The sequence below is a fragment of the Psychrosphaera sp. F3M07 genome, from assembly GCF_018860345.1.
In the GTDB taxonomy this organism is placed as follows: Bacteria; Pseudomonadota; Gammaproteobacteria; order Enterobacterales; family Alteromonadaceae; genus Psychrosphaera; species Psychrosphaera aquimarina.
This window is the reverse complement of record NZ_JAHKPJ010000009.1, coordinates 1-16,882: the sequence shown is the minus strand read 5'-3', so window position 1 is coordinate 16,882 and position 16,882 is coordinate 1. Positions and strand designations below refer to the sequence as shown.

Below are 16,882 nucleotides of genomic sequence, written 5' to 3'. Positions count from 1 at the left end.
TATGAGCACAAATAAAATTAGACCTTTTGTCGGTTTAATATTAGCCGGTGGTTATTCCTCACGTATGGGGGAAGACAAAGCCTTATTAGAAATTGACGGTGAAACCTTACTGCAAAGAAACATCAAACTATTAAAACAAATTGGCGCAACCGACGTTTTTGTTAGTCGTAATGACTTTTCAGAAGGTAGCTTACCCGATATTTATCCACATCAAGGGCCGCTTAGTGGAGTCCACAGTGCGTTATTTCAAAGTCAGTTATGCCACAACAGTGCCCCAATCATAGTGTTGCCAATTGATATGCCATTATTGTCAGAAGACTTATTGATATGTTTGGTTGAAGCCGGGTTAACTATGGATAATGCCGTTCATTATATTGAACATCCGCTTCCTGCATTTATTCCTAATTCCAATTTAACCAGAGAATATTTGGAAGCAATTTTGTCGGATATTTCGGCCACCAAACCGAGTCGTTCTATAAGACGATTTTTAACTCGTATTGATGCTGTACAACTAAGCACTGGCGAAAATGACAAGTTGATCAATACCAATACACCAGAGCAGTGGTGTGACTTAATCAACAGTTTGTCCAGAAATTAGATGCATTTGAACATGGCACACCGCTTAACAACAGATAATAATTAAGTACAGGTAACAAGATGGCAGCAAAACAAACCGTTCCTTTTACACCACTAAATATCGCAGTTTTAACCGTATCCGATACCCGTGACGAATCGACCGATACTTCTGGAGGTTATCTTGCAGACACGTTAAAACAAACGGGTCATCACTTGATTGATAAAAAAATTATCAAAGATGATATCTATCAAATGCGTGCCGTTGTTTCCAACTGGATTGCCAGTACAGATGTGCAAGCCGTATTAATTACCGGAGGCACAGGCTTCACCAAACGTGACTCAACACCAGAGGCTATGCTGCCTTTGTTTGATAAAGTAGTAGATGGATTTGGCGAATTATTTAGACATGTGTCTTATCAAGAAATAGGCACTTCCACGATTCAATCACGTGCGGTGGCCGGATTAGCCAATGGCACCATAGTATTTTGTATGCCGGGTTCGACTGGTGCGTGTAAGACAGCTTGGGGCATAATTGAATCTCAATTAGACGCATCACATCGTCCTTGTAATTTTGTAGGTCAATTAAAGTCAGCGGTTGATACTTGCAACACGTCGAGAGGTTAATTCATGACAAAGTTAACTCATGTAGATCAAACCGGCCAAGCAAATATGGTTGATGTTACTGACAAAACGCCAACGGTAAGAACGGCAATTGCAGAGGGTTACATCTTGATGTCACCTGCTACTATCCAAGAAGTCATTAATCACACCAATAAAAAAGGTGACGTGATCACCACTGCAAAAATTGCCGGTATTCAAGCTGCAAAAAAATGTGCCGATTTAATTCCTTTGTGCCACCCATTGGCCTTATCAAAAGTGGATGTGGATTTTGAAATCCAACCAGACTTTAACCGCATACGTGTCCAAGCCATGTGTAAATTAACTGGCCGTACGGGGGTTGAAATGGAAGCATTGACGGCTGTAAGTGTTGCCACGTTAACCTTATTTGATATGTGCAAAGCGGCTGATCCTTATATGGAAATTCAAGGCATTAAAGTATTAGAGAAAGTCGGTGGTAAAACAGGCCATTGGCGACATGAAAATAAACAAATTGTTGAAAGCGATTCACAATGATCAAAGTCCTATTTTTCGCCCAACTGAGAGAGTCACTAAGCTGTGCCGAATTAAGTATTAACCTTAACGACCCAAAGTTTGCTTCAACATTAAAATCAGCTTTCACACTTGAACAATTACGTGAGCAACTAGCAAACACCGACGAAACTTGGCAATTAAATATGCAAAACGGCAAGTTATTAATGGCAGTAAATCAAACCATAGTGAATGGTGAGCATATTTTGCAAGATGGTGATGAAGTTGCTTTTTTCCCTCCGGTAACAGGCGGATAAAATGATATCGGTGCAAACACACGACTTTGATATGGCAACTGAATACCACGCCCTACTGACTAATACTGACAGTACGATTAATAGCGCTGATGGTGCGGTCGTGACGTTTGTGGGATTAGTACGAGACTACAATCAAGGTAATCATGTGCAAGGACTCACTTTAGAGCATTACCCGGGCATGACAGAAAAAGCATTAGAGGATATTGTCCTTAACGCTCGTGCAAAATGGCCATTAGGTAAAGTGAGAGTTATTCATCGTGTTGGTCAACTAAACTTATCTGATCAAATCGTATTTGTTGGCGTCACCAGTAAACATCGCGAAGCCGCATTTGAAGCCGCGCAGTTTATTATGGATTTTCTTAAAAACCGCGCGCCGTTTTGGAAAAAAGAAAACACAGACCTAGGCACCCGTTGGGTAGAAGCTGAAGTTAAAGATGAAATCGCCCAACAAAGGTGGGATTAAGTTAATTAAGTAACGAGTGTACGAGCTACGAGTGGCGAGTTAACTTCACCCGAGCTCGCAACTCGCATCCTTGTTTACAAAACCATAGCCGCAATAACACCAAAGATTATCAGTGGAATATTGTAGTGCAAGAAAGTGGGTACGACTGAATCCCAAATATGATCGTGTTGTCCGTCTGCATTTAAACCTGATGTTGGCCCTAAGGTTGAATCAGATGCCGGCGATCCCGCATCACCTAATGCTGCTGCAGCACCAACTAACGCGGCCGTTGCCATAGGTGAGAAACCAAACCCTAATGCTAAAGGTACGTATATAGAGGCAATAATTGGAATGGTGGAAAAAGAAGAGCCGATTCCCATAGTGACCAACAAGCCTGTTAACAACATTAAAAATGCCGCCAATACTTTATTGTCACCAACTAAATCTGTGGTAGTTAATACTAATGAGTCTATCGCATGCGTCGCTTTCATTACCTCGGCAAAACCCGCGGCTGAGATCATAATAAATCCAAATAAGCCCATCATATAAACCCCTTTGGTAAACACGTCTTGGGTTTCTTCAACTTTTAATACACCGCCAATAACAAACACAACCAGCCCAGTTAATGAACCTATGATCACAGAGTCTGTGGCTAATTGAGTTGACAGGGCGCTGATAATCGCAATCACAGCAACCCATAGATGTTTAGTCCTTATAGTATGGCTCTCAGGCTCTGATTCTAAAATTTTATCTAACGAGTACTCGCGTTTACCACGATAAGTAACAAACAAGGCAACTAACAAGCCTAAAAACATGCCAAACACAGGGATTGCCATTACCAAAGGTAATTGGTCTGCTTGAATACTTACGCCATTATCCACTAAATTTGTGTACAACAAGGTATTAAGGAATATTTTACCAAAGCCAACTGGCAACAACATATAAGTTGAAGTTAAACCAAAGGTTAAAATACAAGCAACAGCGCGTCTGTCTAATTTGAGCTGAGCCATTACATGTAACAAAGGAGGGATAAGAATTGGGATAAAGGCAATATGTACAGGGACTATATTTTGTGAAGCAATGGCAGCAAGCAAAATCACACCAAATAATATGCTCTTAACCCAAATGGTACTGCCTGCGGTTGCATTTTTCCCGCTAATTCTTGTAATAACTTTATTGGCTAATACATCGGTTATACCAGAGCGAGATATGGTCACAGCAAATGCACCTAACATGGCATAATTTAATGCAATGGCAGCCCCTCCACCCAAACCTTGAGTGAATACATTGACGGTTTCTAACAATGGCAATCCACCAACAACACCGCCTACTAAAGCACTTAATACTAACGCAATAACAATATTTACTCGCGCTAAACTAAGACCCACCATAAGCAATACCGCAATAACTACAGCGTTCATACTTTTCCCTAATTTTTTTATTCTTATTTATCCTATTGGATTATGTCTGAATTGTATGAGATTACTAGACACAATAACGAGTAATGCTAATAAAAAAGCGTAAGTTGAACGATCAACTTACGCTTTTAGTCGTTTGAGATAGTTGAACTTATTGGTTCAACTCTCCTTTATATTGGAGGCTAATTTAGTTCAGTAACTTTGGTTTTTTCGCTACTTTCAGTGCGGCTAACTTTAAACCATTCAACAACAAAACCAGCAAAGAAAATAAACAACAGACCCAAAATTGAATACCAAACCGTATTGTCTAATACGTCTGATTCCGTTGGCTTTTGTTGTTCTAATTTCTGTCCCGTGACTTGTTCCGTTTGCCCTTGTGATTGATCTTGCGCCGGATTTGTATCCGCTTCAACTTGTGCAGCTTGCGCATTAAAGTTAGGCGGCGTTAAACCAAAACCGGTCGCTAATTCAGTCACATTTTCTTTCAGTTTTTCGTTATCTACAAACAAGTTATATTTTTCAACAAACTCACTATAGGTTTCCACTAACTTTTTAAGACGCTCTGGTGAGGTTTCCCAGTATTCTTTACGTTCTGCTTCCAACATACGTTGCATCATTCGCGCTAACGCTTGTGGATTGGTTTTCTCAAACCATTCATCTAAACCAAGCTCTAGTTTGTCATCAACATAGACATCAAAGAATTCATCCCATTGATCATCTCGGATAAGGGTAGGATCAACCACTTGCCAACCAAAGAAATTATCCATACGCGAACTCATGGCTACCGCACCTGAGTATCCCTCTTTCTGCATTTCTTTGATCCAACGAGGATGGAATACACGGGTTCTTAATTCTTTAGCTAAAAATATTCCGGCATCTTCTGCTTTTGCATTGTTAGCGTTTCTTAAATTAGACACCACCATGTTAGGGCTTTTACCATCTAAGTTTCTTACCGCTAAACTTAATGCGCCAAAGTATTCAAACGGATCATCTGATGACAACATGCCGTATAAGTTAGATGACCGAGAGAACAAGGCTATGTCAGTGCCTGACAATTGTTTGCCATATAAGTTAACTCTTTCGCCTTTATCATTCGTCAGTTTTTGACCCCAACGGCTGCGGTCAGCACCAAATGCATAACCCATTTTGTTCATGTAGCTATCAGCTATCACTGAGTCTGATTCCCAAGAACCACTATCCCAAGCTATAGAATCCACAGTAGAACCGTAATCCCCTGATTTATTAGAAAACACACGAACCGTAGACATATACTGTGCATCGTCTTCTGATACACCTTGGTCTAATAGTTCTTGTTTAATGCGGACACTGTTACGCCAGATAGGGTTTGAGTCTTCTTTTAACTGTGCTACTTGTTCTACTGCTTTGGCTAAACGCTGCATAACATTTGGAAAAGCATCACGGTATAGTGCCGTTGCAGATAACACCACATCCACACGCGGACGTCCTAACTCTGAATAAGGAATGATCTCAGAACCGACAACACGCCCAGTTTCAGTCCAGATTGGCCTTACTCCCATGGCATATAACGCTTGCGCTTCTAGTACACCATAATGGCGCATCGTCTCAATAGACCACAAAGAAAAGGCCATTTTATCTGGATAAGAACCATTTTTAGCAACATGATCTGCAATCATTTGTTCTATTAATTCTTTGCCTTGTTCGTAGGCTGCTTTGGTTGGTACTTTTGACGGATCAAAACCATATAAGTTGTAACCTGTAGCTAATGACTCTGGGTTACGGATTGGATCACCGCCGGTTTTAACTGGAATATACTTACCTGATAAAAAGTCAGACATGCTGGTTAACTCACGAATACCTGTCATGCTGGCATACATATTTTTACCCGTTTCAATAAACGTCTTTAACTCATCAGATAAATCGTCAAATTCAACAGGTTGTTGTGCCGCTTTAGCGTCTATTACAGGCAATACAATATAATTATAAACTGTTTGGTAACCAGCTAATTGCTCAAGCTCTTGCTCTGGTAATAAGTCGTTAATGTCATCTTTTTCAGACGTTCCCGTCTCATGGAAACTATGACTGTGTTTGTCTTTGTCATCCTCATCGTGATCATCGTGTGAGCCATGCTCTTCGGAGACAAACTCATCATGTTCAAATTCAGATGCTAAGTTGGTGAACTCAACACCTAACATTTGCACTAAGGTTGAAACTAACAAACGGGTTTCAGCTAACTCGCCAAAGGTATGTAAACCTAATGGTTGATTGGCTGTAGCAATTGATTCCATGTGGGTATGTAAGGCATCATAAAACCCTTCAAAATCAGCCGCTATTTGAGCTTCATCCCAAGCAATGTCTTTACATAAATTGGCTTCAATACACTTAGCTTCAATTTGTTTGGCTGTTTTTTGTTTTACGCCACCTTCATCAAGTTGTTTATATTGATGCATTAATTCATGTAATACCGAAATATCACCGTGTAAGCCAGCAGCAGCAAAAGGAGGTGTCATATGTGAAATGACAGTAGCGCGTCCACGACGTTTGGTTTGCATGGCTTCACCAACATCATCAACAATAAATGGATAGACAACCGGTGTATCCCAAACCGCTAAATTGCCTTGGTCATACATAGACAAACCACGTTCTTTACCGCCTAAATACTCTTGAGATCCATGAGTTCCTAGATGCACGATGGCATCACTTTTCCAATAATCACGCGCATAAAAGTACGCGGCTAAATAGAAGTGATTAATTGGCACTAGGCCTTCATGGAAAATACCCGACTCTTTCTCTTTGTTATCAGAACGAGGTGGCTGACGCATGACTAACATATTGCCGTTACGTATACGTGGCAATACGAACCAATTTGTCCCCTCACGTTGAACCGCCATAAAGTTATCTTCAGGCTGTCCCCAATGCTCGGTGATCTTATCCGTTATTGCTTTAGGTAAAGTGGCATACCAACGCTTATATTCAGCAATTGGCATTAATTCAGCTAAGTCATTTTTCAACAATTCATCAAGCTGATAGTCACGATAAAATGGGTCTAATATGTTTTTAACTTTGTCACTGAAAAAAGTGTCGTCTTGGCTTGGGATTGCATAACCTTCTGAATCTAATGTATTAGTTATGGCACTTAATGTGGTTGGGATATTCATAAATGACGCCCCAACATCTTGGTCGCCCCATACAAATACAGTGATCTTTTTGTCTTGATTCTTTTTGTATTTTAACTGAGTTAAATTAAACGCTTTGTTTACTAAGTGTTCTAACTGATAGTCGATAACTTCAACTTTAGCAGTACGTCTATCCATTGCAGCAACCACCATAGGGTCGGTAACCCCTGCACTTTCTGGCAAGACTAAAGTAAACGCCATCATGCCAGCATCAATGCCTTGTTCATCCGCTTCCCATGCCGCTTTATTACCGCTGTAATACGTTAATGCTTGTAATACTGGAACCCCAAACTGCTCAAATTCTAATTTACGCTGATTAGCCCAGTGAATATTTCTAAAGTTAATAATTAAATCAACCGCAGGTGTTGTTTGATCTATACCTGTGTACAAGAGCTCGTTGTAATTCTTTTCTCCTGGACTTAACTTAAAGAAAAACGGAACCACATGTACGCCTTTGTCTTCGAAACGTTTGATGGTTTCATCTATCAGTGTGGTTTGTTCAATTTCTATATTGGCACGTTGAAACAATAACGCTATTTTAGGTTGATTAGCCGCTGGCTTTTTCCATGCAAAGTAATCATCTAAATTATCAACAATTAGATTAGGTAATGTTGGATGATAGATGCCTTTTTCTGGAAAAATAATCGGTTTACCGAACTCTAAATCTGACTTACCAGAATCTAATACGTTAACACTGATATAACTCAACATATTGGTTAAGTTTACTCGACCACCGTTTTTCCAATAGTCACGTAAGTTAATTTGTTGCTCTGTGTTAATGCCTTTTTGAGCAGCTTGTTGAGACAACCAACCTGGCGCAAAAAACACCTTATCGCTCTTTGCTATCAGCCCTAGGTAGGCCTGGTAACTTTTCTCGGATTCATTTTTTGATACACCATCTAATACTATAAATTGGTGCTGATTAAACAACTGCTCTACTTGTTTTACATCTTTTAAATCACGAGTCGATTTATGGGTGATGCTCCATTTTGCTTCATGAGTTTTAGCGGCATCTTTTAATAAAGTCACTTTGGCTCTATTACTGTGCGCAGCACTGATAAATAAAACCTTTGTTGATGTTGCAGGATCAGCTGTAGTTTCTGACGTTTTTGCGCTTGCTTGATTGCTCAGGTATAACAGCGCAACTGTGACCAAAGAAACAAACTTATTTAATCGAATATTCAACATAATTAATTGTCTTTTTATACCAATCTATTTAAAACCAAAAAGAGACAGGTACTGAAATACCTGACTCTATTTTGATTAATGTATTTAATGTTAGCTGTAATTAGTCAGACGTTAATTCGTCTGCACGTAAGCTATAACTGCCTGAAGTACCTTCTGCATCGTAATAACTAGTGAACTGAATCTTGAAGTATTGTTCACCGGTTTTAACAATATAAACGCCGTATTGTGACCATAATTTGTGGCCACTTTGTAGGTTGTAGGCATACCAGTTATTTTCAGAAAAGGCACGAACCGTATATTGATTTGGTTGGAAACCATAATGGGTTGCTGCTGCAACGGCCACTCCACTAAACGCGTTAGTGAAATCTTGAATTGCTGACGCATCGTCAACTAAATCAATAGCGAAATCAGCACCTCCATCGGCACACTCAATGGTTAAATCGTATGCATCAGTGGCAGTAACAACCGACTGACCATCTAAGTCAATGTATTTGGATTCACCTGCCACACATGAAGTTAGATCAACAACAACGTCTGTTGTTTCACCAAATTCTTCCGTTGTATTATCTTGTACAGCAACGCTTAAGGTTACGCTTGTCATTGCCATACCATCTTGTACTAAGTCGGTCACACTGTATTTTGTGAATAAGTCATCCGACTGCACGATGAAATATTTATCATCTGCAGCTGTCACTACATGTGTTGTGAAGTCATAGTTATAAAAACCATCTAAAATGCGCTCAGTTACATCAGATACAAACATATTCTCATCAGATGGAATGTCAGCAAATGTTACCGCTGTGTAATCAGCAAGTTCTGAATCTGGTGTTGCAGCGACAAATGTATCTACAACAGCCGCACCATTAGCATCATAAAAGTCAGCGTTATTACCTGTGAAATAAACTGAAACAGGCGTATCTTGTGCTTCATTCAAGTACACACCTGTACGTTTAAACGCTATATCCCATTCTGTGTTTGTTGCGGCTTCTTCTGCGGTAAGTTCAAGCAATGATTGAGTATTTAAATCAAAGTACGCGAAGTGTGACTCTTGACTAGAACCCGTTGAGAATGGACCAAAGATCTCGCCTTCTACAACCACGTCTTCTTCAATCACTTTTTTATCGTCATCGTCATCACTACAACCAGCCAACACAACAGCAAGAGATAATAGGGATAGTTTAAATAGGTTTTTCATAACAAACTCCTTGAAAGTATTAATAGTTTTATTTTTAAAATTGGTAATTCACACCAAACACAAGCTCTCGGCTTGATATTGGGCGTGGATCAAAATGGTTGATTTTTTGAGCGGCAAGATCTTTATGTTCATCAAATAAATTGTTTACTGAAAAACGTAATGACAATTGCTCAGTTAATGCATGGGATAAGCTAAATTTTACAATGGTATAATCTGTTACAACGGCCCCGTCGTACGAACTAGGGATCTCTTCGTCCGCTTGATAAACGGCATATAAAATGGCATTAATTGAAGGTTGATCAAATTGATAGTTAACACTGACTTTAGCTTGATGACGAGGTCGGCCTTGAAGGCGCTGTTTATTGTCATCTTTGCTGTCGTTGTAAGCATAATTTACTTGCCAACTCCACTGCTCAAAAGTGACTTCTGAACTCACATCAAAGCCATAAATCTTGGTTTGTTCGACATTGCTATATTCTGAAATATCCAAACCTGTTTCAGCAGATAACTGTGCGTTATGTATCGTATTGATCAAGTCTTCCGTTTCAGAATAATGACCTGCAATTTCTAATGACACGTCCGCAAAGTGATCAAATAAGCTAGTACGTACAGACAAACTGGTGTTCAAGCTAGTAGCTGTTTCAGGCATTAAGTTTTCATTACCCAACACCATGTAACCTAAGTTACTGTGGTCAAATACATAAAAACGTTCTTTTAAATCAGGTACTCGGTAAGCTTGTCCAAGTCCTACACGCCATTTTATTGGAGTACCACTTTTACCTAAGTTCAGCATTGAGCTAATTCTAAATGCGGTATGTGTCCCAAAATCCGAATCTTGTTGTGCGCGAAAACCGGCTAGGTACTGAGCATTTTTATAAATAAAATTATGCTGAACATAGGCTTCAATGCTACTGCGAGATTCATCGTTAATTTCAACACTGCCATCAGCAGGTTTATATTGGTCTAATTGATCTTGATGTAATAACCAACCAGCAACCGTTTCTGAACCAGATTCGCCTGTAGACTTAGGATTAATGCTTCCATGTTGCCATACTTTTTGACCATCAATTTCAGCTAACGTTATTGTGGTTTCACGTAAACTCCCTGTCTGGCCACTGGTTTCTTGATGACTAATATAACGTGTATTCGTGCGCCAATTTTTACCACTATTGGGGTTATTTAGTGAAAAGTCGAATTGATGTTGATGAACGTCTGAAGAATAAAATACGATATCAGATTGTCCCGGTAACACAGAAACATCACGCTTTTTATATTCATCAAAATACTGATATTTAAATTGAGCAATCAACTGACTTAATGTTTTGCTGGTAGAGTAGTTTATAAAAGTCTTATCCAGTTCTGCAGCATCCACAGCAACCGTATTGAGGTCGTAATCAAACCCTGTATCTTGGATGAGTTGCACATTAACTTTATGATCCCAACCAAAAACATACGCACCGGTATTAAATTTTAATGTATTTGAAAACGGTGCTGAACCTTCGTATTCACGGTCTATATATTGTGATATTTGATAACTCAGTGACGTTGCGGCTGAACTGTCTTTGTTAGTGATGATGTTGATCACACCACCTAATGCCGAACTGCCATACATAACAGACGCAGCCCCTTTAATTATCTCTATTTGTGCTATGTCACTGGCGCTAATTTGATCTAAATCTACTGAGGATCCCGTTGGTGAAACGACAGGCAAGCTATCAATTAAGATAAGTACATGTTTACTATCAAAACCTTGCATCTGAACGTTATAACCATCTTTAGCACTTCGAGTAATAACAACGCCAGGTATAAAGTCTAAAACATTGGCTAACGTACCTTGGCTTAACAGTTGAATAGTTTCACCTTCAATTACGTCTACAGACACTGGCGAGTTACTCAACAACTTTGGCGTTCTCGTTCCAGATACAACTAAGGTTTCTATTTCTTTGGCAAAAACAGATTGGGTTAAAGCGGGTGATAATAAGGTTAGTAACAGATAGAGATTAAAGCGCGACATATTATTTAAATGATAATGATTCTTATTTGCAAACATAATAAACTTATTAACACTTAAGTCAATACAAATGAGAACGATTATCAATTAGATTGTTGTTTTTTTATTTCACCTCACCGATTTGTAAATTCATAGATAAAAAAATAGCGCCTTTTAGGCGCTATTTTTTACTATTGTTCAAATGATTCTATGCTAAATATTTTTATCAGCCTGTTTTACAAAAGTTTCTAGTACATCAACATTTTGGATTAATTGATGTTTCAATTTGTTTTTGAACAGCGTGGTTAATTTGTCTAGTCGGTCAAACTCAGTGTGCCAGATCATGCCCCACTTTTTCTCTGAGTCTCTATCGCAGGCGGTTTTTCCATCTTCTTTATAACAGCTCCATACATCACTATGTGTCGTTTGAGAATATCCATCATTACCTGAATGTCCATTTATTGCAAAGTTAGTGGCTTCCAAATAAGCAATTGGCATCCCACTGCATGCAAAAGGTGCGTGATCTGACCAACTTCCTGTTTGTCCTTCTGGGTAACCGTCATAGGCAGGGTGTAACTTGTGGCTATTGTCAGCAAACAAGGCTTTAGATGTGGTTAACAATCCGTCTCTCAATACTGATGACGAGTTGTATTTCGGGTTCTCAACTGCGTTACATTTATATGATTTTTCATGGGCATTATGAATATAGAGTTTGTCACCACCGATAATAGTATCTAAGTTAATCATGCCAATTACGTTTTCAAGCGACTCTTGTTGTTTACCAACATAAGCTTTTGAACCTTGCAAACCGTACTCCTCAGCACCAAAAGCGATTAACTTAATCGTATAAGGCAAGGTTTGACCTTTTAATCGTTTTGCTAACGCCAAAATAGCCGCAACACCAGAGCCATTATCCGTGGTGCCTAAACTACCTTGTTTCTCGCCTGTGGAGTCATAATGCGCGCCAATAATAATGGTTTTGTCTGATTGGCCTTTGATCACCATGGATAAGTTTGAGGAGGTAAACGACTTTTTTCTTAACGTGAATTCAAATGGAAACTCGTTGACGGTATATCCTAATGTTTGCCATTGCTCCTTTATCCAAGCTGCCGTTTCTTTTTCTTTATCTGAACCTGCAGGCCTTGCACCAATGCCTATCGTTTCATCGGTTAATTCAACTAATTTTTGCCACGCAAAACTTTCAGTAGGCGTTGAATCTTTTGCAAATGCAGTACTGGATATAAGGAGAATGAATAGACTTGATATTAGGGATTTCATATTTAATTCCATAGTATTTTATTACCACACAAAATACAGAACAAATCGAACAATCCAAAGAAAAAAGATATGAATAGAAAAGATCACAAGTTGAGTGAGTATTTCAAACGACTTGTGATCTTTAAAAAGCCGTAGCCACTGTTAACAAACACTGGCCAATTCAGCTAACAAATTAAAATGCAAATTTTGCAGATACTTGCATATAAGTTGAATCCGCATCTGCTTCAGCCATTTCAAAGTTGCCTAACTCGGCCCCAACAGAAAACTTAGGTGTGTAGTTTTTGAATACATTGATACCCCAATGAGATCTATCGACATCGCTTTCTGTTGTGGTTATGTTGCCATAAAATACAGAACTACGAGTTGATTCAGTCCAAAAATGACGATACGCAACCATAAAGCTGGTCGATTCTTCTACTTCTTCACCAACCAAGTCTTGTGCGGCTGCAACACCAACATAACGACCTAAATTACCTTGATGGAATTGAAATCTAAAATCGTCTTTATCTGCTACTTTGACTTTACCCGCAACTGAAACGCCAAAAGCGCTTTCAGTTTCACCCATAGTGGTTGTTAACTGTCTCACTAAACCGGCCACTGACACATTACCCCAGTCGGCGTTATGTTGATATTTTGCAATCATATCAGGCATAGAATCATTGGCTGGGTCGCCACCATATGATTCTGGATTCTCTAATGCGACTGACCAACCATTTTTGCTGTATCTCACCTGAGTATTTCGTACAAAGGCTTCGCCAACCATTGCTCCTGCAAAATCAACGGTTTCAGCCAACGCACTGGTATTCATAAAGGTGGTCCAAGTTTGGCCTATCACAAAGTCTTCATACTTAATCATCGCGTGGCGCAGTCTAGGATGTGAAGAGTTAGAAATGGTTTCAGTGCCGCCACCGCCATAAAAATCCATTTCAATAAATGCGGTCACACCATTATTAGTGTAAGTCGTATTAAATCTAGATTCGTTCGCAAAGAATTTAGTTTGGGCGGCATCTTCAGCCAATACTGAACCACTGCCTATCCAAAAATCTCGATACGCTACGTTACCATCTACATGTCGGCCATCAATTTTAACAAAACCACCAAATTTAATGGTTTCTTCATCATTTACTTTAAATTCGTAAGCAGCATAAGAAAGGCCACTAAATAGTAAACTGGCTGACGTTAATACATTTATTATTTTTTTCATTGTTGCATCCCTAGTCATTGATTATGAACTGATGAGCTGCCAACAGAAATCATTACGCAGCCATTTAGTTATCTTTTTTCGAGATTCATTATTTGAAAAGAACATTAATTGAGCAATTAGCTATTAGTCTATTCGACTAAGGTCTAATACCATCGCAATGCCCAATTCGACTAAGGTCTAATTCATAAAAATGGCCGAGTGTCTAAAAATACACGTAATCTAAATTTACTCATCAGGTGCAATATTATGACCTCTAAATCATATTCAATTCCAAAGATTAATCATAATCAATCAAACCCTTTAACAATGGAGCAATATAAAGAGTTATATAAAGCTTCTATTGAAACACCAGATGAATTCTGGGATGCCCAAGGGCAACGTTTAGATTGGATGACGCCATACACTAAAGTTAAACAAACCCGCTTTAATAAAGGCAATGTTAATATTGATTGGTATGCTGGCGGCAAACTTAACGTGTCGAGCAACTGCATTGACCGACATTTAGCACAACATGCTGATGAAACGGCCATCATTTGGGAAGCTGACAGTCCTGGTCATAGCCAACACATTAGTTATCAACAACTTCACGATGAAGTATGTAAATTAGCTAACGGTTTAAAATCACTTGGTGTTAATAAAGGTGACCGTGTTGTTATTTATATGCCAATGGTGCCAGAAGCAGCATACGCCATGTTAGCTTGTGCCAGATTAGGTGCAATTCATTCTGTTATTTTTGCCGGTTTCTCTCCACATGCCATTGCTGACCGTATTATTGATTGTGAAGCAAAAATCGTGATCACCTCTGACATTAGTAAACGTGGCGGGAAAAGTTTGCCATTAAAAGCAAATGTTGATGAAGCTTTAGCAAGAGATGACGTGACGTGTGTTGAACAGACAATTATTTTTAATCACGACGATGTAGAAATGCCATTATTAGATAAACAAATTTGGTGGCATAAACTAACAGAAAATTGTGCTGTGACCTGTCCTGCAGAACCAATGGATGCAGAAGATCCCCTTTTCATTTTATACACCTCAGGTTCAACTGGTCAGCCAAAAGGGTTAGTGCATACTACGGGCGGTTATTTAGTTTATGCATCACTGACTCACCAAATGATTTTTGATTACAAACCAGGTGAAGTGTATTGGTGTGCCGCCGATGTTGGTTGGGTTACAGGGCATACATATATTGTTTACGGCCCTCTTGCGAATAGAGCAACAACCCTTATGTTTGAAGGGGTTCCAACCTACCCTGACGAACGACGTATTGGTCAAATCATTGATAACCATAAAGTAAATATTTTATACACCGCCCCTACCGCAATACGTGCCTTGATGGCAAAAGGGAACTTAGCGGCTCAAGATTCACACCGTGATACTTTGCGTATTTTGGGCAGCGTCGGCGAGCCGATTAATCCTGAAGCTTGGCATTGGTATAACGATGTGGTTGGTAAGTCTAAATGTGAAATTATCGATACTTGGTGGCAAACCGAAACCGGTGGCGCCATGATCACTCCACTTGCGGGCACAACAAAATTAAAACCAGGATCGGCAACCTTCCCATTTTTCGGTATTCAACCCGCCTTAGTCGATGCTGAAGGTAATGAACTTGAAGGTGAAAACGAAGGTAACTTAATCATTAAAGATTCTTGGCCAGGACAAGCCAGAACTATATATGGCGATCATAAACGCTTTGAAGAAACCTATTTTTCTGCTTATGAAAATGTCTATTTCACAGGTGATGGTTGTAAACGCGACAATGATGGTTATTATTGGATAACAGGTCGTGTTGATGATGTACTTAATGTTTCAGGCCACCGACTAGGCACAGCTGAAATTGAAAGTTCACTAGTGGCACACGAAAAAATCGCAGAAGCAGCTGTTGTTGGTTATCCTCATGACATTAAAGGTCAGGGTATCTACGTATACATAACGCCAATATCTGGAACAGAAGTAACGGAAGACTTAACTAAAGCAATACGTGAATGGGTTCGCCATGATCTCAGCCCAATTGCAACGCCAGATATGATCCAATGGACTAATGGTTTACCAAAAACCAGAAGTGGCAAAATTATGCGCCGGATATTACGAAAAATCGCAGCAAATGATTATGCTCAATTAGGAGATACATCTACTTTAGCCGATCCAAGTGTGGTGGATACCATCATCGAGAATCGACTAAATCGATGAAAATATGGCTAACTTTTTAATAGCAGATGACCATCCATTATTTCGTGAGGCGCTAATTGGCGCCTTACGAACTCAATTTTCTGAATTGAGTATCGTTGAATCAGACTCCCTTGAGTCAACTATCCAACAAATAGAAAATCACGACGATTTAGATTTAGTATTACTCGATTTACACATGCCTGGTAGCGGTGATTTATATGGCATAATTCGAATTAGAGAAGACTATCCGGAATTACCTGTTGCGGTAATTTCTGGTTCAGATCAACTTGATATTATATCAAAAGTCATGGGGTTTGGTGCGATGGGATTTATTTCGAAATCCTCATCTTCGGTGCAAATAGCCCAAGCGATCAACAATATTTTAGAAGGTGATACTTGGCTTCCACCAGGAATTGCTCATCAAATTCAGGCCTTATCTAGCGATGATCTCGACTTAGCTAACCGTGTTGCACAACTAACACCACAACAATACCGAGTGTTGTACTTATTACACGAAGGTTTGTTAAACAAACAAATCGCATACGAATTAAATGTTACAGAAGCAACGATTAAAGCGCATATAACCGCAATATTCCGTAAATTAGGTATAAATAATAGAACACAAGCGGTACTGTTAGCTGAAAAGTTACAATTAGAACCAAGTGTATCTAGTAACTAAATCAGAAGGCTCAAATTAACAGAAAATTAACAGAGACACCCACTTTAATTTCAAATTTAATCATGTGTTTACCCAAATGGTGTAATCGCTTTTTATTACTATCACATTCTGGATTTTAAGCTTTATCGTCTACTTGAATTTAGAATTTTGAGTAACTTTTAGCGCTCGTCCTAAATGGTAGG

Annotated in this window: 13 protein-coding genes; 7 read left to right on the top strand and 6 right to left on the bottom strand. The window is 39.2% G+C overall.

The features are described from left to right. The first annotated feature begins 1 nt into the window (after nt 1). From KO505_RS03430 to moaE, 5 genes are read left to right on the top strand one after another with little or no spacing between them, the layout of a single operon-like run. Nucleotides 2–598, top strand: a complete 597-nt coding sequence (locus KO505_RS03430) for a molybdenum cofactor guanylyltransferase (protein WP_216054049.1) — start codon at nt 2–4, stop codon at nt 596–598. A gap of 59 nt (nt 599–657) precedes the next feature. Continuing rightward, nucleotides 658–1,200, top strand: a complete 543-nt coding sequence (gene moaB, locus KO505_RS03425) for a molybdenum cofactor biosynthesis protein B (protein ID WP_216054048.1) — start codon at nt 658–660, stop codon at nt 1,198–1,200. Between the two features lie 3 nt (nt 1,201–1,203). After that, the gene (gene moaC / locus KO505_RS03420; protein ID WP_216054047.1) at nt 1,204–1,710 is read left to right on the top strand and encodes a cyclic pyranopterin monophosphate synthase MoaC; all 507 of its coding nucleotides are present in this window, start codon (nt 1,204–1,206) and stop codon (nt 1,708–1,710) included. Beyond that, nucleotides 1,707–1,982 carry a molybdopterin synthase sulfur carrier subunit gene (gene moaD / locus KO505_RS03415; RefSeq protein ID WP_216054046.1) on the top strand — a complete coding sequence of 92 codons (276 nt, stop codon included), beginning with the start codon at nt 1,707–1,709 and terminating at the stop codon, nt 1,980–1,982. The genes moaC and moaD overlap by 4 nt, the downstream gene beginning before the upstream one ends. 1 nt (nt 1,983) lies before the next feature. Further along, nucleotides 1,984–2,445, top strand: a complete 462-nt coding sequence (moaE, locus tag KO505_RS03410) for a molybdopterin synthase catalytic subunit MoaE (protein WP_216054045.1) — start codon at nt 1,984–1,986, stop codon at nt 2,443–2,445. 74 nt (nt 2,446–2,519) lie between these two features. On the opposite strand, the gene KO505_RS03405 is transcribed toward moaE, so the two are convergent. The 6 genes from KO505_RS03405 to KO505_RS03380 form a co-directional block, all read right to left on the bottom strand. After that, nucleotides 2,520–3,845 (bottom strand): Na+/H+ antiporter family protein, encoded by a 1,326-nt coding sequence (locus KO505_RS03405; RefSeq protein WP_216054044.1) that lies wholly within the window; start codon nt 3,843–3,845, stop codon nt 2,520–2,522. A 179-nt stretch (nt 3,846–4,024) separates the two neighbouring features. Then, nucleotides 4,025–8,185 (bottom strand): cobaltochelatase subunit CobN, encoded by a 4,161-nt coding sequence (locus tag KO505_RS03400; protein ID WP_216054043.1) that lies wholly within the window; start codon nt 8,183–8,185, stop codon nt 4,025–4,027. A gap of 100 nt (nt 8,186–8,285) precedes the next feature. Then, on the bottom strand, nt 8,286–9,380 hold the full coding sequence (locus KO505_RS03395) for an HmuY family protein (RefSeq protein ID WP_216054042.1): 1,095 nt from the start codon (nt 9,378–9,380) through the stop codon (nt 8,286–8,288). A gap of 34 nt (nt 9,381–9,414) precedes the next feature. Beyond that, entirely contained in the window at nt 9,415–11,430 is a 2,016-nt protein-coding gene (locus KO505_RS03390) for a TonB-dependent siderophore receptor (protein WP_216054041.1), read from the bottom strand. 153 nt (nt 11,431–11,583) lie between these two features. Beyond that, entirely contained in the window at nt 11,584–12,648 is a 1,065-nt protein-coding gene (locus KO505_RS03385; protein ID WP_216054040.1) for a M28 family metallopeptidase, read from the bottom strand. Between the two features lie 172 nt (nt 12,649–12,820). Continuing rightward, complete coding sequence (locus KO505_RS03380) at nt 12,821–13,852, bottom strand: DcaP family trimeric outer membrane transporter (protein WP_216054039.1); 1,032 nt, start codon at nt 13,850–13,852, stop codon at nt 12,821–12,823. Nucleotides 13,853–14,158: 306 nt separating this feature from the next. Here KO505_RS03380 and acs point away from each other — a divergent pair, with 306 nt between their 5' ends. Further along, the gene (gene acs, locus KO505_RS03375; protein WP_252731626.1) at nt 14,159–16,042 is read left to right on the top strand and encodes an acetate--CoA ligase; all 1,884 of its coding nucleotides are present in this window, start codon (nt 14,159–14,161) and stop codon (nt 16,040–16,042) included. 4 nt (nt 16,043–16,046) lie between these two features. Further along, entirely contained in the window at nt 16,047–16,700 is a 654-nt protein-coding gene (locus KO505_RS03370; protein ID WP_216054037.1) for a response regulator transcription factor, read from the top strand. Nucleotides 16,701–16,882 lie beyond the last annotated feature (182 nt).